The 18,198-nt window shown below is 57.5% G+C and carries 21 protein-coding genes and 2 pseudogenes; 12 read left to right on the top strand and 11 right to left on the bottom strand.

The genetic code is table 11. From position 1 onward, the window contains the following. Positions 1-5 precede the first annotated feature (5 nt). The gene (locus I6I71_RS10255; protein WP_201820824.1) at positions 6-584 is read right to left on the bottom strand and encodes a hypothetical protein; all 579 of its coding nucleotides are present in this window, start codon (positions 582-584) and stop codon (positions 6-8) included. 149 nt (positions 585-733) lie between these two features. On the opposite strand from I6I71_RS10255, the gene I6I71_RS10260 reads away from it, so the two are divergent. Beyond that, positions 734-2,032 carry a DUF349 domain-containing protein gene (locus I6I71_RS10260; protein ID WP_201823678.1) on the top strand — a complete coding sequence of 433 codons (1,299 nt, stop codon included), beginning with the start codon at positions 734-736 and terminating at the stop codon, positions 2,030-2,032. Continuing rightward, positions 2,032-3,165, top strand: coding sequence for a GNAT family N-acetyltransferase (locus tag I6I71_RS10265; RefSeq protein ID WP_236587309.1), 1,134 nt, complete (start codon positions 2,032-2,034; stop codon positions 3,163-3,165). The genes I6I71_RS10260 and I6I71_RS10265 overlap by 1 nt, the downstream gene beginning before the upstream one ends. Here the strand turns inward: I6I71_RS10265 and I6I71_RS10270 are convergent. The 3 genes from I6I71_RS10270 to miaB form a co-directional block, all read right to left on the bottom strand. After that, positions 3,151-3,528, bottom strand: coding sequence for a hypothetical protein (locus I6I71_RS10270; RefSeq protein ID WP_101734357.1), 378 nt, complete (start codon positions 3,526-3,528; stop codon positions 3,151-3,153). The genes I6I71_RS10265 and I6I71_RS10270 overlap by 15 nt on opposite strands. A gap of 221 nt (positions 3,529-3,749) precedes the next feature. Next, positions 3,750-4,391 (bottom strand): Rv2732c family membrane protein, encoded by a 642-nt coding sequence (locus I6I71_RS10275; protein ID WP_201820826.1) that lies wholly within the window; start codon positions 4,389-4,391, stop codon positions 3,750-3,752. Positions 4,392-4,403: 12 nt separating this feature from the next. After that, positions 4,404-5,912: a tRNA (N6-isopentenyl adenosine(37)-C2)-methylthiotransferase MiaB gene (gene miaB / locus I6I71_RS10280; RefSeq protein WP_236587455.1), complete on the bottom strand. Its 1,509-nt coding sequence runs from the start codon at positions 5,910-5,912 to the stop codon at positions 4,404-4,406. Positions 5,913-6,056: 144 nt separating this feature from the next. On the opposite strand from miaB, the gene I6I71_RS10285 reads away from it, so the two are divergent. Genes I6I71_RS10285 through I6I71_RS10300 form a run of 4 tightly spaced genes read left to right on the top strand, consistent with a single transcriptional unit; the run spans position 6,057 to position 9,402 of the window. Further along, positions 6,057-6,782, top strand: coding sequence for an amino acid ABC transporter ATP-binding protein (locus I6I71_RS10285; RefSeq protein ID WP_070494744.1), 726 nt, complete (start codon positions 6,057-6,059; stop codon positions 6,780-6,782). A 42-nt stretch (positions 6,783-6,824) separates the two neighbouring features. Continuing rightward, positions 6,825-7,712, top strand: coding sequence for a glutamate ABC transporter substrate-binding protein (locus tag I6I71_RS10290; RefSeq protein WP_201820831.1), 888 nt, complete (start codon positions 6,825-6,827; stop codon positions 7,710-7,712). A 46-nt stretch (positions 7,713-7,758) separates the two neighbouring features. Continuing rightward, a complete protein-coding gene (locus I6I71_RS10295; RefSeq protein WP_070494743.1) occupies positions 7,759-8,445 on the top strand; it encodes an amino acid ABC transporter permease in 687 nt (228 codons plus the stop codon). Further along, positions 8,446-9,402 carry an amino acid ABC transporter permease gene (locus I6I71_RS10300; RefSeq protein ID WP_201820833.1) on the top strand — a complete coding sequence of 319 codons (957 nt, stop codon included), beginning with the start codon at positions 8,446-8,448 and terminating at the stop codon, positions 9,400-9,402. It abuts the gene before it with no gap. Positions 9,403-10,291: 889 nt separating this feature from the next. Here the strand turns inward: I6I71_RS10300 and I6I71_RS10305 are convergent. Then, entirely contained in the window at positions 10,292-10,606 is a 315-nt protein-coding gene (locus I6I71_RS10305) for a hypothetical protein (protein WP_201820835.1), read from the bottom strand. A gap of 98 nt (positions 10,607-10,704) precedes the next feature. Between I6I71_RS10305 and I6I71_RS10310 the strand changes: the two are divergent. After that, positions 10,705-10,853: pseudogene (locus I6I71_RS10310) on the top strand (IS110 family transposase); the annotation flags it as partial. 214 nt (positions 10,854-11,067) lie between these two features. Here the strand turns inward: I6I71_RS10310 and I6I71_RS10315 are convergent. Further along, positions 11,068-12,111 carry a hypothetical protein gene (locus I6I71_RS10315; RefSeq protein WP_201820837.1) on the bottom strand — a complete coding sequence of 348 codons (1,044 nt, stop codon included), beginning with the start codon at positions 12,109-12,111 and terminating at the stop codon, positions 11,068-11,070. A gap of 343 nt (positions 12,112-12,454) precedes the next feature. Beyond that, positions 12,455-12,787 (bottom strand): annotated as a pseudogene (locus I6I71_RS10320) (integrase core domain-containing protein); the annotation flags it as partial. Positions 12,788-12,807: 20 nt separating this feature from the next. Between I6I71_RS10320 and I6I71_RS12105 the strand changes: the two are divergent. Both I6I71_RS12105 and I6I71_RS12110 read left to right on the top strand, forming a co-directional pair. Beyond that, the gene (locus tag I6I71_RS12105) at positions 12,808-12,945 is read left to right on the top strand and encodes a recombinase family protein (RefSeq protein ID WP_083279093.1); all 138 of its coding nucleotides are present in this window, start codon (positions 12,808-12,810) and stop codon (positions 12,943-12,945) included. A 126-nt stretch (positions 12,946-13,071) separates the two neighbouring features. Continuing rightward, positions 13,072-13,194, top strand: a complete 123-nt coding sequence (locus I6I71_RS12110) for a helix-turn-helix domain-containing protein (protein ID WP_236587456.1) — start codon at positions 13,072-13,074, stop codon at positions 13,192-13,194. Between the two features lie 150 nt (positions 13,195-13,344). Here the strand turns inward: I6I71_RS12110 and I6I71_RS10330 are convergent, their stop codons facing one another. The 4 genes from I6I71_RS10330 to I6I71_RS10345 all read right to left on the bottom strand — a co-directional run bounded on the left by I6I71_RS10330 (position 13,345) and on the right by I6I71_RS10345 (position 16,202). Beyond that, positions 13,345-13,794 carry a hypothetical protein gene (locus I6I71_RS10330; protein WP_070495906.1) on the bottom strand — a complete coding sequence of 150 codons (450 nt, stop codon included), beginning with the start codon at positions 13,792-13,794 and terminating at the stop codon, positions 13,345-13,347. Between the two features lie 342 nt (positions 13,795-14,136). Further along, entirely contained in the window at positions 14,137-14,730 is a 594-nt protein-coding gene (recX, locus tag I6I71_RS10335; protein WP_201820839.1) for a recombination regulator RecX, read from the bottom strand. Next, positions 14,720-15,832, bottom strand: coding sequence for a recombinase RecA (gene recA, locus I6I71_RS10340; RefSeq protein WP_052203927.1), 1,113 nt, complete (start codon positions 15,830-15,832; stop codon positions 14,720-14,722). The genes recX and recA overlap by 11 nt, the downstream gene beginning before the upstream one ends. Before the next feature lie 154 nt (positions 15,833-15,986). Beyond that, positions 15,987-16,202: a DUF3046 domain-containing protein gene (locus tag I6I71_RS10345; protein ID WP_052203925.1), complete on the bottom strand. Its 216-nt coding sequence runs from the start codon at positions 16,200-16,202 to the stop codon at positions 15,987-15,989. A gap of 65 nt (positions 16,203-16,267) precedes the next feature. Here I6I71_RS10345 and I6I71_RS10350 point away from each other — a divergent pair, with 65 nt between their 5' ends. From I6I71_RS10350 to I6I71_RS10360, 3 genes are read left to right on the top strand one after another with little or no spacing between them, the layout of a single operon-like run. Continuing rightward, a complete protein-coding gene (locus tag I6I71_RS10350) occupies positions 16,268-16,885 on the top strand; it encodes a biotin transporter BioY (RefSeq protein ID WP_201820841.1) in 618 nt (205 codons plus the stop codon). After that, positions 16,885-17,574, top strand: a complete 690-nt coding sequence (locus I6I71_RS10355; RefSeq protein WP_201820843.1) for an energy-coupling factor ABC transporter ATP-binding protein — start codon at positions 16,885-16,887, stop codon at positions 17,572-17,574. Before I6I71_RS10350 ends, I6I71_RS10355 begins: the two co-directional genes overlap by 1 nt. Next, positions 17,571-18,185: an energy-coupling factor transporter transmembrane component T family protein gene (locus I6I71_RS10360; RefSeq protein WP_070495898.1), complete on the top strand. Its 615-nt coding sequence runs from the start codon at positions 17,571-17,573 to the stop codon at positions 18,183-18,185. Before I6I71_RS10355 ends, I6I71_RS10360 begins: the two co-directional genes overlap by 4 nt. Positions 18,186-18,198: the final 13 nt, after the last annotated feature.

Genomic DNA, 18,198 nt, shown 5'->3' on the forward strand with positions numbered 1-18,198 from the left:
AGTCTCTACCACGTCCACACCCCCACATAGCGGCCAACGCCAAGCGAATCATCCGCAGCCAACAACGTCTGCTTAACCGGCGAAAGTGCAGCGAGCTCGTGCCACAGCTCAGGCTGTAACACCCCGCCTTCAAGCGGCGGCAGCGGCGCGTTACCTGCGATAAACGCTTGCAAACCTTCGTGCGTCTCACCCGCGCCGGGCACAAGCGCCAGGGGCGCTCGCGGGGTTACACCCGCCGGGCCATCCACCACCACAACGGTCAGCGCCTCTGGGTCGACCTCACCGATCTTCTCACGCGCGGGCCGGTAGTCACGGTCCCCCAACACGTAACGCACCACGAGCTCACCCAAGTGGTTACCGCCGCCCACCTGCACCTGTGGCGCTCCCCACGCACGCAGACTGCCTGTGTGCGCGGTGTAAGAGCCCTCATCTAACGGGCAGACAATGTCTACCGGCACACCATCTGGCACAGCATCTAGCACAGTGTCGCGGATGGTGCGGGTGAGGTGGTGCGACGCGGCGTTGGCAAGCGAAAGCTCCTGCACCAACGCCGGCGAGCCCGGAACAATGAATAAGGTAGGCACACAAACCACCCTAGCCAGACGCCAGGCGCGGTAAAGTTCAGGGAACGACCTTATGGCAGCCGCGTCGCGCGGCACTGGAGAAAGGATCCGCCGTGACCACCCCAACCACACCCTCCCCTACTGGCAACAGCCGTCCCTCACCGGCAGCAATGCCTGGCCGCACGCCCAAACCAGGGCCGGGACCACGCCCACAGGCACCAGTCGCCGCGGCAACGCCGCAGATAAATACCGAGGAAGCAGCAAAGTTTGGGCGCGTGGATGAAAACGGCACCGTCTTTGTCACCCGCGGCGGCCAAGAGCGCGAGATCGGTTCTTGGCAGGCAGGTACCCCTGAAGAGGGGTTGGCGCACTACGTGCAGCGCTTCGCGGACATTGTGACTGAGGCAGAGGTTCTGGAAACCCGCCTGGTTGCCCACCCGGAGGACGCCAACCAGATCGCCAAAAACGCCCAAGACCTGAAGGAATCGCTGGCTACGGCTGCGGCAATCGGTGATTTTGATGCGCTTGAGGCGCGCCTGGATACCGTTATTGCCAACACCGCTGAGGCTGGCGAGAAGGCCAAGGAAGCCAAGGCCGCACGCCGTGCAGAGGCAATCTCTCGCAAGGAAGCACTTGCCGCTGAGGCTGAGGACCTGGCGGAAAACTCCACCGACTGGAAGGCTGCGGGCGATCGCATCCGCGACATTTTGGAAGAGTGGCGCACCATCCGCGGCATTGACCGCAAGACGGATGACGCATTGTGGAAGCGCTACTCGCGTGCCCGCGACGGCTTCAACCGCCGCCGCGGCAGCCACTTCGCTGAGCTGGACCGTGGCCGTGCGGCTGCAAAGAAGGCGAAGGAAGAGCTGGTGGAGCGCGCCGAAGCACTGAAGGAGTCCACCGATTGGAACGAGACCGCGCGCGCGTTCCGCGACCTGATGAAGGAATGGAAGGCCGCAGGCCGTGCCCCGCGCGATGTGGATGACAAGCTGTGGGAGCGTTTCCGCAGCGCGCAGGATCACTTCTTTGATGCCCGCAACGCGGTCAACGCTGAGCGCGACAAGGAGTTTGAGGCCAACGCCCAGGCCAAGGACGCGCTGCTCGCTGAGTATGACGCACTGATTGACCCGGAGAAGGGCCTCGGCGCGGCAAAGGCGAAGCTGCGTGAGCTGCAGGATAAGTGGGAAGAGATCGGCTTCGTGCCGCGCGGCAAGGTCCGTGAGTACGAAGACAAGATTGCGCGTGTGGAAAAGCGCGTGGCTGACGCTGAGGATTCCCGCTGGCGGCGCAGCGATCCGGCTGCCCAGGAGAAGGTCAACCAGTTCCAGGTCAAGGCTAATGACTTGGTCAAGCAGGCCGAGGATGCTGAGGCGAAGGGCGACGCGAAGAAGGCTGCTGAGCTGCGTGAGCAGGCGAAGCAGTGGCAGGAGTTTGCAGACGTAGCTGCGAAGGCAGCAAGCGACCGCTAGTGCAGGCTCTGCAGTATGTGCCCCGGCAGGGCGGCGAGTTTGATGAGGCCGTTGTCGGGGCTTACGCCTTTTCCGCAACGCTGGCGATCCAGGACATCACCGGCCTGGCCACCTCTGGGGTAACGCCGGCGCACATTGCGAAGCGTATGGAGGGCTCCGCCGAGTCCAGGGCGCTGCTCTTCGCGTTGACTTCGCGCGAGACACTGCGCCCGGTTGGGCCACTTGGCTTCCCGCTTTTAACCAGCGACGACTTGTTTGATGTCGAGGCCTGGGTGTTCATCTCCCTGCCGCTGCTGGAAGACGTCACAGTACTCGAAGCCAACGTCACCCTCGACGCATCCATCGCCCCGCTTCCCGGCGAGGAAGTACCTGCCGCACCGTGGCAAGGGGCTTTCATGCTTATCGACGCCTTATCGCACGCCCTCAACCGCCCCACCCGCCAAATTTGGGTCACACATTCCCCAGGCGCGTGGACTCCCCCAGGTGCAGTGGAGGCTGGCTACGCGCAAGCGTTTCGGGAAGACCAGGCGGTGTTTGAAGCGGAAGCGGTAGAGAAGCTGGCGGCGTTGAAGTATCCGGCAGCATCGGAGTTTTCCATCAATGTGGCAGAGGGCCCGGGCTTTGCCGGGTTCGAAGCACCCGTTGGTTCTGATAGCAGGGACGCCGCAGGGTTTGGCGCGCTGCTCTCGGCGGCCTCTCGCGATTACCCGCGGGGCGAGCTACAGCTTGAGCCAATTGAGTGGGATCTGCAACGCATCACCGATGCGGGTGCGCGGCTTAAGGATCGTGGTGGTGCGCAGTTGACCGGTATCGCCTTGGTCAATGATTCTCGCGCCGATGGCAGCGGCGAGCGCCAGTACGTGGGTCTTTGCGAGGCCGTGCATTACACACACGACTCCGACGCCGTGTGCGAGCTTGGCCTGATCTACGTCCTGCCGGAATTCCGCGGGCGCGGCATTGGCGAAGCGCTGGTTAGGCAGACAGTTTCCGCCGCGCGGAAACAGTGGGAAGATCTAGAAACCGTCTACGTCTCTTATCCTGCGGAATCCGCAGGTGCTCGTGCGATCGCGGAAACACTCGGCGCCAGTGTGGTCTCCTCCACCACCGCCTGGCAGCGCCTAGCCCGCGGCTAACGCTGCGGCTCGCTGGTAGGAGACGCCCAAGAGCTGCCCCATTTCACGAACGGAGAACCCTTCCTCCTTCATGCGAGCCGCGAATCGACGATTTGCCGTACTTGCTCGTTCGGCAATCTCATTTGCTTCGCGTTTCAGTTCCAACGCCTCTTCCCTGAGCGAATCAAGTTCAGCTCCGAGTACCGGCTGAATCTCAATTGTGAACTCAGATTCTTCAAGGCCCGATTGGTATGCAATTGCTTCGCGTACTTCCTCTTCAGCATCCCCAAGCCTCTTCGTCTGCGAGACCACCCCAAGCTCACGGCATTCCAACACCCAAACCGGGCTTTTGCCGCGTTCGGCTGTCACCGTAAACGTCTTCATTTTCTCCACCACCCTTTGCCTAGCTCATTCGCAAACTGATCAAAAAACTTGCGCGCAGTAACGTCATCAGATTCGTAATTACAGCACTACGCTTCACCGCGTCAACCCCCCACTCCTTAATCTGTCAATAGCCATTTACACACATGTTGCTAAACGTGCGTAACCCTCTAGGTATTTGACTGTTTTAGGAATGGGTTGGTTCCCTACCGTGAAGACTTTTCTTAACCCTGCTCGTGCGTCCGCTTGTGGCGTTCGGCGGCGCGGGCGCGTCGGTCGTCCACAAGCAAAGGGTTCACGGGTTTGGTGGCAGCTTCGCGCTGCAGCAGCGAAAGCTCATCGGATTCCTGTACGGCGGCGCGCTCCACGGTGATCGCCTGCTGCTCGTCCGAACGTCGGATAATTGCTGGAGCGTAAGCCAGTGCTGCGACGAGCACAGCGACCATGGCTAGGTATGCGCCAACACCGTGCGACTCGCCGCCACTAGCAGCTGCCGCATTTCGCAGCCACACCGAAAACACGGCAAAGCCGAGGGAAATAACCGTAAGTACCCACCCCAGCGCAGCCAGTCCGTAGCGGCGGGCAAGCATGGCGATCGTGGTCACCACACCCAGGCCCGCGAAGGAAATCCACGTAAACAGGTACTCAGTCATGTTGACATTGGATGCCTGCGCGGCACTACTCCGGATCAGCACCTGCACGCCCGAAGTTGCGCCGACAAACGGCAAGAACAGCGCAACCAGGTAAATGGCAGCGCAGGCGATAAGGACCCAGCGGTACGGGCCATCGGCTAGGCGAGCGCCCGTGCGGCGCTCCTCTGCGGCCAGGGCATCTGCGGTGGAATTCATAGAAGCAGTGGAAGTCATGGTGTCTTTAGCCTACGCGGAACAGCAACCGTCGTTATTCGCCTGCACCTTCGGCGCGCCGACGGACGGCAAGCCTAGGCCCACGCCGATCGGCGCGGTGGTTGGCACCTGACCAAGCTCAGAGTTATCGCCGGCCTTGGTGCGGCGGTGGTTATGCACACCGGAGTCGGCGATGAGGAAGTGCGTCTTGGCGTCCGTAATAGTGACGGTGACATAGTCGCCCGGGCGAATCTCGCCATCAACCTCCCCCTCAGGAGCGAAATGCACCAGGCGGCCATCGCGAGCGCGGCCAGACATGCGGTGCGTGCGATCGTTCTTGCGCCCACCGTCGGCCTGGACCAGCAGCTCCTGCTCAGTGCCCACCAGCTTGGCGTTTTCCTCCGCCGAGATCCGGTCCTGCAGCGCGATGAGACGCTCGAAGCGCTCCTGCACCACTTTCTTCGGCACTTGGTTTTCCATCTCCGCGGCGGGGGTGCCGGGGCGCGGCGAGTACTGGAACGTATACGCCGAGGTAAACCGGGACTTCTCCACAACGTCCAAGGTGTCCTGGAAGTCCTCCTCGGTCTCACCGGGGAAGCCCACGATGATGTCCGTAGTAATGGAGGCGTGCGGGATCTTTTCGCGCACCTCGTCCAGAATGGCCAGGAACTTCTTCGAGCGGTACGAGCGGCGCATCTCTTTGAGCACCTTGTCAGAGCCCGACTGCAGCGGCATGTGCAGCTGCGGGCAGACATTTGGGGTTTCCGCCATCGCATCGATCACGTCAGAGGTGAACTCTGCCGGGTGCGGGGATGTGAAGCGCACACGCTCAAGGCCTTCGATGTCACCGCAGGCACGCAGGAGCTTGGAAAACGCCGAACGGTCACGCTCCACGTCGGGGTCTGCAAAGTTCACACCATAGGCGTTGACGTTCTGGCCGAGCAGGGTGATTTCGGACACGCCACCGTCGACAAGCATCTGCACCTCCGACAGAATATCCCCCGGCCTGCGGTCGAGCTCCTTGCCACGTAGGGACGGCACAATGCAGAACGTACACGTGTTATTACAGCCCACCGATACCGAAACCCAGCCGGCGTACGAGCTCTCGCGCTTCGCTGGAAGCACCGACGGAAACGCCTCAAGCGCCTCAACAATCTCTACCTGCGCTGCCTCTTCCACCCGAGCGCGCTCTAACAAAGTCGGCAGTGCGGCGAGGTTGTGCGTACCAAACACGGCATCCACCCACGGTGCTTGGGAAATCACCGCGTCTTTATCTTTTTGCGCAAGGCAGCCACCCACGGCAATCTGCATCCCCGGGTGGGTTTCCTTGGTGTGTTTCAGCGCCCCAAGTGTGCCGTAGAGACGCTTGTCCGCGTTCTCACGCACGGCACAGGTGTTAAACACCACAAGGTCCGGAGTATCGCCTTCAGGCACGGCGATATAACCAGCATCCTCAAGCATGCCGGAGAGACGTTCAGAGTCATGCACATTCATCTGGCAACCAAACGTGCGGACTTCATACGTACGGGCAGTAGGTTTCATCGGCGTAGACACGGCAAGAAGTCTAATGCTGCACATTGAGGGGAGGAAAATGCCAGCGAATTATAAAGATTTGGTCAAACTTGTCATTCAGCTCACTTTCATCCGGTATATGTATTCGACATGACACAGGCGAGTACGCAGCCAATGATCCGTATTGCCGGAGTGGAGAAACACTTCGGCGATTTTCATGCACTGAAAAACATCAACCTCGAAGTTCCTCGCGGGCAGGTGATTGTGGTGCTGGGACCGTCGGGCTCCGGTAAATCCACCCTGTGTCGCACGATCAACCGTCTCGAAACTATTGATGACGGCGTGATCGAAATCGACGGCGAGAAGTTGCCGGAGGAAGGTAAAGACCTGGCACGCCTGCGCTCTGAAGTGGGCATGGTGTTCCAGTCGTTCAATCTCTTCCCCCACCTGACTATTCGTGACAACGTCACCCTGGGCCCAATCAAGGTCCGCAAAACGAAGAAAGCAGACGCCGCACGCCGTGCCGATGAGCTGCTGGACCGCGTGGGCATCGCCGCACAGGCCAGCAAGTACCCGGCGCAGCTTTCCGGTGGTCAGCAGCAGCGCGTAGCTATTGCTCGTGCGCTGGCCATGGAGCCGAAGGTCATGCTTTTCGACGAGCCGACGTCCGCCCTCGACCCCGAGATGGTGGGCGAAGTGCTCGACGTTATGTCCGAGCTGGCAGCCTCCGGCATGACCATGATCGTGGTCACCCACGAGATGGGCTTTGCCCGCAAGGTGGCTGACCGCATCATCTTCATGGCTGACGGCGAGATTGTTGAAGACACGGACCCTGAGTCCTTCTTCACCAACCCGCAGTCCAATCGTGCCAAGGACTTCCTGGGCAAGATTCTGCACTAATCGCTTTCCAAACATTTCTGTTTCACAACAAGGAGTTTCCTGATGAACCGTGCATTCCGCGTATTGGCAGCTACCACTGCCGCTGCATTGAGCCTGTCCCTCGCCGCCTGCGGTGGTTCTGACAGCTCCGATTCCGCCGACGGTGCTGGCGGCGGCCTGCTGGCCAACATTGAGGCTGGCAAGGTCACCCTGGGCACCAAGTTTGACCAGCCGGGTCTTGGCCTGCGTGAGCCGGACGGCTCCATGACCGGCCTGGACGTTGACGTTGCTACTTACGTGGTCAACTCCATTGCTAAGGACAACGGTTGGGCTGAGCCGGAGATCACCTGGCGCGAGACCCCGTCCGCACAGCGTGAGACCCTCATCTCCAACGGCGAGGTGGACATGATCACCGCCACCTACTCCATCAACAAGTCCCGCGCTGAGAGCGTGAACTTCGGCGGCCCGTACCTGCTGACCCACCAGGCTCTCCTGATCCAGGATGCCAACACCGACATCAACGGCCTGGATGACCTTGACGGCAAGATCCTGTGCTCCGTAAGTGGCTCCACCCCGGCTCAGAAGGTTAAGGACGCTCTCCCGGGCGTTCAGCTGCAGGAGTATGACACCTACTCCTCCTGTGTTGAGGCTCTGCGCCAGGGCAACGTTGACGCTCTGACCACCGACGCAACCATTCTCGGCGGTTACGCAGCACAGTCCCCGGGCACCTTCAAGCTCGTTGAGCTGGAGAAGGACGGCGAGCCGTTCACCAACGAGTACTACGGCATCGGCCTGAAGAAGGACGACGCTGCAGGCACCGAGGCAATCAACAAGGCGCTGCAGGCAATGTACGACGACGGTTCCTTTGACAAGTTCGTTGACGAAAACATTGACGGCGGCACCGGCGTTACCAAGGAAACCCCTGGTGACCTCTCCTTCCTGGAGAAGTAAAACGCCACCTTTCACCCGCATCGTTAGTCTTTAGGGAGAACAAGCAATGGATGCACTCTGGGCAGATCTTTTGCCCAAACTTTGGCCAGCTTTCTGGACCACGATCAAGCTGACGGTGTACTCCGCCATCGGGTCGCTGGTATTCGGAACCCTGTTGACGGCGATGCGGGTCTCCCCCGTTGGGATTTTGCGTTCCCTGTCTGCTTTCTACATCAACACAGTGCGCAACACCCCACTGACGCTGGTTATCATCTTCTGCTCCTTTGGTCTGTACCAAAACCTGGGATTGCAGTTGGCGAGCCGCGATTCCAGCACCTTCCTTGTGGATCAAAACTTCCGCCTGGCAGTACTGGGCTTTATTCTCTACACCTCGTGCTTTGTTGCAGAGTCCTTGCGAAGTGGCATTAACACCGTCCACTTCGGCCAAGCTGAGGCAGCTCGCTCCTTGGGGTTGAGCTTTGGACAGACTTTTTCCACCATTATTTTCCCGCAAGCATGGCGTGCAGCACTCGTACCACTGGGCAACACGCTCATCGCGTTGACAAAGAACACCACTATTGCTTCCGCAATCGGCGTAGCCGAGGCATCGCTGCTGATGAAGTCCACCATTGAGTTCCACGCCAATGAGCTGTTCATTATCTTCGGCGTGTTCGCTGTTGGCTTCATCATCCTGACCCTGCCCATCGGCCTGATCATTGGCCGCGCAGCTGAGAAAATGGCGGTGAAGAAGTAAATGGCTACCTCTAACGCAGTACGCGCAACAGTTCTTTATGACGCGCCAGGCCCGAAGGCCATCCAGCGCAACCGTATTTACACCGTCATCACCATTGCCCTCATGGCACTTGCGTTGTGGTGGGTGCTTTCCACACTGGGTGAAAAGGGCCAGCTGGACGCAGCCAAGTGGCGCCCGTTCCTTGACGGCAACACATGGAACACCTACATCCTCCCCGGTCTTTGGGGCACGGTTAAAGCCGCTGTAACAAGCATCATCTTCGCCATTGTTTTTGGCGTGGTCTTCGGCCTTGGACGGCTGAGCGAAAACCGCCTCGTGCGCGGTTTCTGCGCTGTGGTTGTGGAGTTCTTCCGCGCTATCCCAGTGCTGCTTCTGATGATCTTCGCCTACCAGCTCTTCGCGCTGTACAAAATGGTGCCGCCAAGTGGTCTTGCGTTTTGGGCGGTTGTGGTTGCGCTGACGCTGTACAACGGCTCTGTTATCGCAGAGATCCTGCGCGCCGGCATCAACTCTCTGCCCAAGGGCCAGACTGAGGCGGCCCGTGCACTTGGTATGTCCCACTGGCAGACGATGTGGACCATCCTTCTGCCGCAGTCGGTGGCCGCGATGCTGCCAGCGCTGATTGCCCAGATGGTGATTGCGCTGAAGGATACCGCGCTTGGCTACCAGATTGGCTACATCGAGGTTGTTCGCTCCGGCATCCAATCTGCGTCTGCGAACCAGAACTTCCTGGCTTCCCTGTTTGTGGTCGGCGTGATCATGATCCTGATCAACTTCGCACTTACCGCCCTGGCGGAGCGTGTGGAGCGCCAGCTGCGCGCAGGCCGTGCACGCCGCAACATCTTTGCCAAGGTGCCCGAGGCTGCCGGCGCAGGTGTCGGCTTAGACACCAAGGACACAGTCAACGTGGACTGGAAGGCACCGGGCTACAAGCAGATCGAGAACCCGGACGAGTAGCTTCTCGACGAACAAGCTCCCGTGATGCGCGCATCAGTCGAAAGACTCGATGCGCGCTTTTAGTTTGACTTGGTGCACAGTTTGTGCGGTGAAGATCACTCTTGTCGTTGTACCCTGTGGGTTTTACCTGACTTAGGCCATGGGTGGGTGAGCAACGTCACTCTTGACACTGCTACCTGGTGGTTTTCTTTGTCAGGGTGAGAATTTTCCGCACTAAGTGGGTAGTGGCGGGGGTGATCAGTAGTCTGATTTTGTGAGTCCTTATATCCGCACCGTCACAACCGCCTCCGGGGCAACAGCGGTGCAGACAGATCACTAAGAAGGGTGCGAGCGTGCACTTCATCAAAGAAGGACTGACCTTTGCGACGGGTCGGGAGAACTCCTGAGACAACCTCATGCTGAGCATCCTCGGCTCGTTCGCTCAGTTTGAGTGATCGATTATTCGGGAGCGGCAGGCTGAGTTCAGCCTGGGTGACTTCGGCCAGGCTCGCATCGGGGTATCGGAATTTTGCCTGGGCGATGGCTTTGGCAATGTTGCAGTTGCCGTTGTGTATAGGCTTCTTCGACTGCGGTGTCGATTTGGGGTAGTTGGTACCGCGAGTCCGCGTAGTTGGTACCGGTGTTCCGCGTACCCGGTACTGCGAGGGGGTTTCTTTCATAGTTGATGTTGGCGGCGCCGTACTTCGATGGTGCCGCGTCAACTTCTACTTGGAAGGAGCCGGTCTTTGTGGCCAACTTCAAACAAATCGTCGCGATGTGCCTTGACGGTGCTAGCTACGCACGCACAGATCACACATGCATTGGGGTGTCAATTGGGGTGTTCACGACGAGAAGTATCCCGCGCAAAGATGATCATCGCTGAGGAGTCACTGAGTTTAGAGACGTTCCGTCAGCTTCCACCGGAGGGTTCGATGAGCGATTCAGCGATGGCCGCAGCAAGCGCACACTGTCCTACGACCAGCCGGATTTTCAAGGTCTTGCACACAAACTCAAAAGCAATAAGCATTTGACCAGGCACAAGCTGTAGATGGACTACCTGTCGCAGCCATGTCCAACTGACAAGACAAAGTACCAGTACACCCAGTTTTGTAGTGGGCTCAATGATTTTCTCCGCGCCAATGATCTCGTCGAGGTCATCACCCATGAACCGGGCCAAGAGCTCTACGTGGATTGGGCCGGTGACAATGTAGCGGTGCTCGATCAAGCCAGTGGGGATATTGCATTCAAGGCATCACTGTTTGTCGCGGTAAGCCCGTACTCGAGAGGTACTGGATGAATTTCAGCCTCATGGGGTCAGTGCAATTCTATGAACGAAAACGCAAAGAAGGCAAAAACACAACGTCGCAGTCGTCGCCCTCGCACGCCGACGTCTTAACGTTCTCTTCGCAATGATGCGTAGCGGCGAACTCTACCGAGACATCTCCACAGTCCAGGAGACCGCAGCAGCCTAGAGTCCACAGAACCTCGTCTTAAGCCGATTGCGCAGGAAGCCCAGTCGGCTCCTCAGCGTGCCCAAAGACAACATCGCCGAAGAGAGGCAAAAGCCCTTCACACCCCAACAATCTCACCTACGGAGTCAACAACCTATTTAGGAACAATTCACCGACGTTCACTTCAATTGGAACTGCTGACAATTGGATTTTACAAACCCGCTTAAGGCTACAGTCACAAACCCACAAATTCATATATTTCTGCTCCTGAAAAATTAGCAAAGCCGACTCCAAGAGCTGACGCCATTGAAAATATTGCAACTACGAATGACCGATCCTGGTCATCACCCTTTTCGTACTGAAACTGCCAGGCCATTATTGTTGCAAAGGTCTGGGCGGTATGAATCAAACAAAAAACCGCAATCAGCGCAATTGAAAAAGCAATCATCGATTGCAAGAAAATGGCGCTGGCAATCAAGAGAAATCCTCCGCAAATCCCCAAGGAAACTGCCAAAATGAGAAGGACCAAATTTGAGATCCTGTTCCCATTCTTGAAACGGGAATTCTTCTGGATCGCATAATTGATTGCAATTTCTATAAACACGGAGCAAAATAGCAACCAACTAAGATTGTTGCCCTTAGAGGCAAGAATGTACGGAAATAGAGCAGAACCGGTTGCGATAATTCCGAATGATATGATGACTTTAAGACAAGAAATCCAAACGTCAGATCCCAGTGAAAGCCTAAGGACAAATGAATTTCGTCTCACGACCTCAACTTGTTGCTTTTCCTTCAACGCTTGGGTCGAGAGAATACAAATCAAGTATCCAATGCCTCCAAGCATCGACGAAAAAATTCGAATAGATATACCAAAGAACAATACGCACGATACGGTGGCAGTACCGAGTAGGACAACAGTTAACGTTGACGTTCGTAGCGCAACCTTATAACTGACTAGCTCTTCTTTTTGCAAGTAGCGTGGAGGAAGGGCGCCCCTCAAAGGCGAAACAAACCTTCCAAGCAGAAAGATTCCAACCAGGGTTCCCAACATTGGAATATGACCGGGGACTATTCCAAGCGCAATATATGAGATAAATTGCAAGATCTGAACACCACCGAGGACAGTAGTTTCCCCCACAACATCTCCGAGTCGCGCAAGCGGCAATGACAGTACCGTCCCAATCACAATGCCAATGCCTACCGCACGCAATGCACCTTGACTCTCAAGACCGGATTGAATGGTCAAGTAACCCACGGATGCGCCAAGAAATGAAGTCACATACGCGTCCACAAGAACATTTATTCTAATTGCAGCCTCAGGCGAAAACTTTCGTCTTATAAGCATTTCGTGATACCTCCAACTGAGATTTCCACAAATGCCAATTCAATATTCTTGTCACCAGAGTAGTTGCCAACGAATCTATCCACCGAATCACGTAGCCCCTCAGAGTTCCACGGAAGTGATCGCTCTCGCCAATAGGACGATGACTTAACTAGATTCTCCAATTCAATAGGACTATAGAATTGATTCAATGTTCTGCAAATATGCCGGGGTGAATCCATATTCCCGTACGCTTTCCAAAGAACCTCATTGAAGCGTCCTGGGTTTGGTTCCGCTTCTTTTATGGCCCTGTGTTGATGGGCTCGGTGAGATAATACTCGGTTTCTACTTCTTGTGGGGTGGCGTAGTCCAAGGCTTCGTGAAGGCGCTTGGTGTTCCACCAATGCACCCACCGCAAGGTGGCAAGCTCTACTTCGCCGACCGACGTCCACGGGCCGTGAGCATGGATAAGTTCAGCCTTGTAGAGACCGTTGACCGTCTCCGCCAGCGCGTTGTCATAGGAATCGCCAACGGTGCCGACACTCGGCCGGATTCCGGCTTCAGCTAAAAAAGCGGCGGAGTATTTCAACTACACGTACTGACTTCCCCGATCACTGTGGTGTACCAGCTGATCGCCATGGACACGATCAACTGATGATCGCCTCGATTGACCGACTGGCCCGCTCCCTGACTGATCTGCAGGGACTAATCGACCAGATCACTGAGAAGGGTGCGAGTGTGCACTTCATCAAAGAAGGACTGACCTTTGCGACGGGTCGGGAGAACTCCTGAGACAACCTCATGCTGAGCATCCTCGGCTCGTTCGCTCAGTTTGAGTGATCGATTATCCGGGAGCGGCAGGCTGAGGGCATAGCCCTGGCGAAAAAGGCCGGCAAATATCAGGGCCGCAAACGTGCCCTGACCACAGAAAAGGCCGAAGTAGCACGGCAGCGAGCAGCAGCAGGTGAGCCCAAGGTAGCTATCGCCACAGACCTCGGTATCCGCAGAGCCACCCTCTACCGCACGCTGGCTGACAGCTGACCGGCCCTGACATAGAGATAACTACTGGCACGTTGCGGTCCTAGGGCGATACTTTTCCAAGCGGGACTGTCATTTTCAGAAGTCCTCTGCACGGGAGACATGTTGACTGGGACTGATAGATGGATGCTTTCCCAATTGTGCCGCCAGCTATTATTCTTGCCAACTCTTCATCAGTTCCTTGAGTCCTGATGCTTCCCATCCGAGCTCAACCTCCCAAAATGCGTGTTCCCAAAATTCGGGAGGCAAATTTCGGTCGAACCACCTCAGGTAGTTCACTGCGCTATCTCGATTCAGGTAGGCTCGAACATCAACCGGCTCGTTGTCGTCTGGGCTAGGCCCCTCCTCCATGCTGTAACCAGGGCTGAAAGCAACAATGACCGGTTCTCCATGGACCGGGCGCCAACTAGAGTTCTTGCCACAATCCACGGCACATTCACTCCAGTAGACATGAAACATGGAGTCATTATGACGTTTCGCAATAGCTCTTGCGTCTTCAAGAGTAGGAACGATCGCCAAGACCCTTTGTCTAAGCTGCAAATCCTGCAGATAACAGACATAGATTCTCTGAGGAAAATGCTTCAGCTCGTATGAGGTTGCCACTCTTACTCCTATACTCGGCAGGCAAGTCTTGCGATGTCCGGATAGACCCTAGCGTAATATTCTTTTCCGCCGTAGTGCTACCAGACGTCATCGACCACCGAGTCCGCGAATAACCCACAACCCACAACCAGCTGGATCCAGGCTGCGGGCACGTGATGCCCATACCCGCAGCCATCCATCTCCCCCCCGTCACAGTTCCCGGCTCGGGGCCGGGTTCTCCGCCGCGCGGAAAACAACGCCCGGAATTCCTGCCTTTGCCTCACAGCTAATCTGTGCCACTCCAGGTTTAAGCCAAGACTGGAGCAGCAACACTGTTCGGCAACACCCCGCACCAAGCGCGCATCAGTCGAAAGACTCGATGCGCGCTTCTAATTCACTGCGCGCCACCCGCATGGTCAGCTCGGAAGAATACCCGCGACGCGCAAGAACCCCAACGACGCGCCGCAAAGCTTTGTCATACTCCGCCCTATCAGCCGGCGGCTCCTTGACCTCTCGCACCTTCTTCTGCGCCAAAGCGCGTGCCTGACGTTCCTCGTCCTCGGCACTGATCTGTTCCAATGCTTCTGCACGCACATGCGCCGCGACCCCCTTTTCACGCAGCTCCAAATCAAGGGCCCGGGAAGACTTTCCCCGCGTTGCCGCGCGCTGGCGTACCCACTCGGAGGCAAACCGTGCGTCGTCTAAAAGCAAGTTCTGCTCAAGCGAATCCAGCACCTCATCAACAAGCTCAGGCGCAAACTCCAGCTTGAGCAAACGTTCACGCAGCTCGTGGCGTGAACGCTGCCGCTGATCCAGCAGTCCGAGGGCACGCTTGCGGATCGGCGCAAGCGCGTCTTCTTTGCAAGTGTCAAAGAGCTGCCCGCCCTCAAAGTGCTCAAGGGCCTGCTGTAGTTTCGCTACCTTGCTGGCAACATCGCGCTCCTGGCTATGCGTCATCGTCCTCATCGTCGAAGTCAACGTTTGGCACCATGTCAATCGCGTCGTCCGTCAGCGCGTCATCTTCGTCCGTTTTGCCCGCGTACTTGCCAACGCCCAAGGCCTTGAAAATCTTGTCCTCAATCTCATCGGCCAAATCAGGATTGTCCTTGAGGAACTGGCGGACTTTCTCCTTACCCTGGCCCAGCTGCTCACCTTCGTAGGTGAACCAAGAGCCGGACTTCTTCACAATGCCGTTGTCCACGCCCATGTCAATGATGGAGCTTTCGCGCGAAATGCCCTCGCCGTACATGATGTCGAACTCCGCGATCTTAAACGGCGGGGACACCTTGTTCTTGACCACCTTGAGCTTGGTGCGGTTACCAATGGAATCCTGGCCGTCCTTCAGCGTCTGGATTCGGCGCACGTCACAGCGCACGGAGGCGTAGAACTTCAGTGCCTTACCGCCCGTGGTGGTCTCCGGGGAGCCAAACATCACGCCAATCTTTTCACGCAGCTGGTTGATAAAGATGGCGGTAGTGCCGGAATTGTACAGCGCACCGGTCATCTTGCGCAGTGCCTGAGACATCAGGCGGGCCTGCAAACCAACGTGACTGTCACCCATCTCGCCTTCAATTTCCGCCTTCGGCGTCAGCGCCGCCACGGAGTCAATCACGATGATGTCAATGGCACCGGAGCGCACCAGCATGTCTGCAATTTCCAAGGCCTGTTCACCGGTATCTGGCTGGGAGACCAACAGATTATCCGTATCCACGCCCAGCTTTGCCGCGTAGTCCGGGTCAAGCGCGTGCTCCGCATCGATGAACGCCGCGATACCGCCTGCCTTTTGGGCCTGTGCGATGGCGTGCAGTGCAACCGTCGTCTTACCGGAAGACTCCGGGCCGTAGATCTCTACTACGCGCCCGCGTGGCCAGCCGCCAATGCCCAGAGCAACGTCGATGGCAGTGTTGCCAGAGGAGATGGACTGAATCGGCGGGCGCTTTTCCTCGCCCAGGCGCATGATGGCGCCCTTGCCAAAGTCCTTCTCAATCATTGCCATTGCCGCATCAAGTGCGTTTTGGCGGTCATTGCCCGCAGCAGCGGTCTTCTTCTTTGCAGCCATGTTTTCTCCTTAGGATTTTTATTGCTTATAGGTATTAGACGTTGGCTACCGGTGGTTCGGTTCCCTCGCAGCCGAAATTCATCCTAAATTTCTTCAGCACACACAAAACACCTTACACGCAAGGGTGTTCGATTAGAAGTAGAGGCGCGAAATATTATTTCCCGGGCCGGTCTACTCCCAAGCGCCGTTCCGCTGGCACGTCAAAGGCATTGCACAGCCCCTCCCACACCTCGCGCGGATCGACACCACTTTCGATGAGCTCACTTGCCGTCATATCGCTAGAGGCAAGCACCTGGGAACGAATGATCCATTCCGCACGCTCCGGGCCAAACTCATCACGAACAAGCTGATGAAATTCCGTCAATCGCATACGGCCAACCTACCTAAGCACCCCTCAATACCACGCATTGAACAGCGTTCAGGTAGGTTTTTCACATGACCAACTCTGAATCACCCCAGGCGAATGCCGCCTCAACGTCCCGCAGCTCTACCGCAACTGCAACTGATATCGCCTACATCGCCGTCTTCGCCGCCATCATCATGGTGCTTGGCTTTGTTGCCATCCCCGCCGGAGTATTCGGTGTGCCGATTGTCCTGCAGAATGCCGCAGTGATCCTGGCCGCCCTAGTGCTGGGCAGCCGCCGCGGTTTCCTCACCACGTTGCTCTTCTTGGCTGTCGGTCTTGCATTTCCCGTTCTTGCAGGTGGCCGCACCACGATTGCCGCGCTCGGCGGCCCCACCGCGGGTTACCTTGTTGGGTATCTCATTGCAGCGCTTGTCGCTGGCGCCATTGCATACCGCGCACCGTTTTCCGCAAACCGCACCGTCACCACCGGCATCTTCATCGTGGCTGGCTACCTCGGCCTATTCATGCAGTACCTCTTTGGCGTGTTCGGCATGATGCTTCGCCTGGACTTGACCTTCGGTGCCGCATGGGCAGCACAGGTGCCATTCCTTTTGCCGGATGCAATTAAGGTGGCCGTCATGATTGCTATCGCCCTTGCTGTCCACACCGCGTTTCCGGACCTTCGCGGCAAGCTCGGCAAACGCTAATGCCCACCATCGAGTTCCGCGGCGCAGCAGTCACCTATGACGACAAGCAGATCCTTGCGCCGCTCACCCTCAGGCTGACCGAGCAACGCATCGGCATCATTGGTTCAAACGGGTCCGGCAAATCCACCGCTGTGCGCCTGATTAACGGCCTTATTGAGCCGACTGAGGGTGACGTGCTTGTCAACGGTTTGTCTACCGCGAAGGACTCAAAGACTATCCGCAAACAGGTCGGTTTTGTCTTCTCCGATGCGGAGAACCAGATTGTGATGCCGAGGGTTGCCGATGATGTCGCATTCTCTTTGCGCCGCTTCAAGCTGCCCCGCACCGAGGTCCAGTCACGCGTTGCCGCAGTACTTGAGCGCTTCGATCTGGCCAACCACGCCGAGCACTCCCCGCACACCCTCTCCGGTGGTGAGAAGCAGATGCTGGCACTCGCATCGGTCCTGGTCACTGAACCGGACACCATTATTTGCGACGAGCCCACGACACTTCTAGATCTTCGCAACCGACGCCGCATCATCCGCGAGCTCATGGCCCTCGAACAGCAGCTCATAGTGGTCACGCACGATCTGGACATGCTGCGGGATTTCGAGCGTGTCCTGGTGCTCAACGATTCGCAGCTGATTTTCGACGGCACCCCGAACGCCGCCATCACTTTCTACACCGACCTGATGGAAGCGAAGCCGTGATCAGAGAACTCCCCCTAGGCGTCTACGTCCCTGGCAACACGTGGCTGCACCGCACGAACCCCGCTTGGAAGTTCGTGGCGCTTGTGGCATTCATCATTGTCGCAACGTTTGCTCCAAACGCCCCGTGGCAATCCATGACCGCTCTGACCTTGGTGATGGCGCTGTACATGTGGGCTCGTATCCCGATTGAGGTTGCCTGGCGTCAGCTGGTGCCATTGCTGCCAGTGTTGATTTTCCTCGGCGCGTTCTTGGTCTGGCAAAACGGCGTGGAAGCCGCATTGACCAGCATGATCTCGCTTTTGGCAACGATCGCTGCGGCAAATCTTCTGACGCTGACCACCACGGTGGAGGCGCTACTCGATTCCCTAGATAAGGCAATGCAGCCACTTGCTCGATTCGGCGTGCCGGTGGATCTGATCAGTTTGACCATTGCTCTGACGATCCGCCTCATCCCCCTGATGCTACAAACGGCCAACGAGGTGCTCGACGCACGCAAAGCGCGTGGCGCCGGCTTCTCGGTGGCCGCCTTTGGAACCCCCCTGGTTATCCGCGCCGTGCGACGTGCTCGCATGATTGCGGAAGCACTTGTCGCGCGCGGCGCGGTGGATTAACCCCGCGAGACGA

It is taken from the genome of Corynebacterium riegelii (genome assembly GCF_016728505.1).
GTDB classification, from domain to species: domain Bacteria; phylum Actinomycetota; class Actinomycetes; order Mycobacteriales; family Mycobacteriaceae; genus Corynebacterium; species Corynebacterium riegelii.

Excerpts from the sequence above, each read along its gene's own strand:
- I6I71_RS10260 (WP_201823678.1), top strand. The coding sequence starts at position 734 with ATGCCTGGCCGCACGCCCAAACCAGGGCCGGGACCACGCCCACAGGCA.
- I6I71_RS10270 (WP_101734357.1), bottom strand. The coding sequence starts at position 3,528 with ATGAAGACGTTTACGGTGACAGCCGAACGCGGCAAAAGCCCGGTTTGG.
- I6I71_RS10275 (WP_201820826.1), bottom strand. The coding sequence starts at position 4,391 with ATGACTTCCACTGCTTCTATGAATTCCACCGCAGATGCCCTGGCCGCA.
- miaB (WP_236587455.1), bottom strand. The coding sequence starts at position 5,912 with ATGAAACCTACTGCCCGTACGTATGAAGTCCGCACGTTTGGTTGCCAG.
- I6I71_RS10285 (WP_070494744.1), top strand. The coding sequence starts at position 6,057 with ATGATCCGTATTGCCGGAGTGGAGAAACACTTCGGCGATTTTCATGCA.
- I6I71_RS10290 (WP_201820831.1), top strand. The coding sequence starts at position 6,825 with ATGAACCGTGCATTCCGCGTATTGGCAGCTACCACTGCCGCTGCATTG.
- I6I71_RS10295 (WP_070494743.1), top strand. The coding sequence starts at position 7,759 with ATGGATGCACTCTGGGCAGATCTTTTGCCCAAACTTTGGCCAGCTTTC.
- I6I71_RS10300 (WP_201820833.1), top strand. The coding sequence starts at position 8,446 with ATGGCTACCTCTAACGCAGTACGCGCAACAGTTCTTTATGACGCGCCA.
- I6I71_RS12105 (WP_083279093.1), top strand. The coding sequence starts at position 12,808 with ATGATCGCCTCGATTGACCGACTGGCCCGCTCCCTGACTGATCTGCAG.
- recX (WP_201820839.1), bottom strand. The coding sequence starts at position 14,730 with ATGACGCATAGCCAGGAGCGCGATGTTGCCAGCAAGGTAGCGAAACTA.
- recA (WP_052203927.1), bottom strand. The coding sequence starts at position 15,832 with ATGGCTGCAAAGAAGAAGACCGCTGCTGCGGGCAATGACCGCCAAAAC.
- I6I71_RS10345 (WP_052203925.1), bottom strand. The coding sequence starts at position 16,202 with ATGCGATTGACGGAATTTCATCAGCTTGTTCGTGATGAGTTTGGCCCG.
- I6I71_RS10350 (WP_201820841.1), top strand. The coding sequence starts at position 16,268 with ATGACCAACTCTGAATCACCCCAGGCGAATGCCGCCTCAACGTCCCGC.
- I6I71_RS10355 (WP_201820843.1), top strand. The coding sequence starts at position 16,885 with ATGCCCACCATCGAGTTCCGCGGCGCAGCAGTCACCTATGACGACAAG.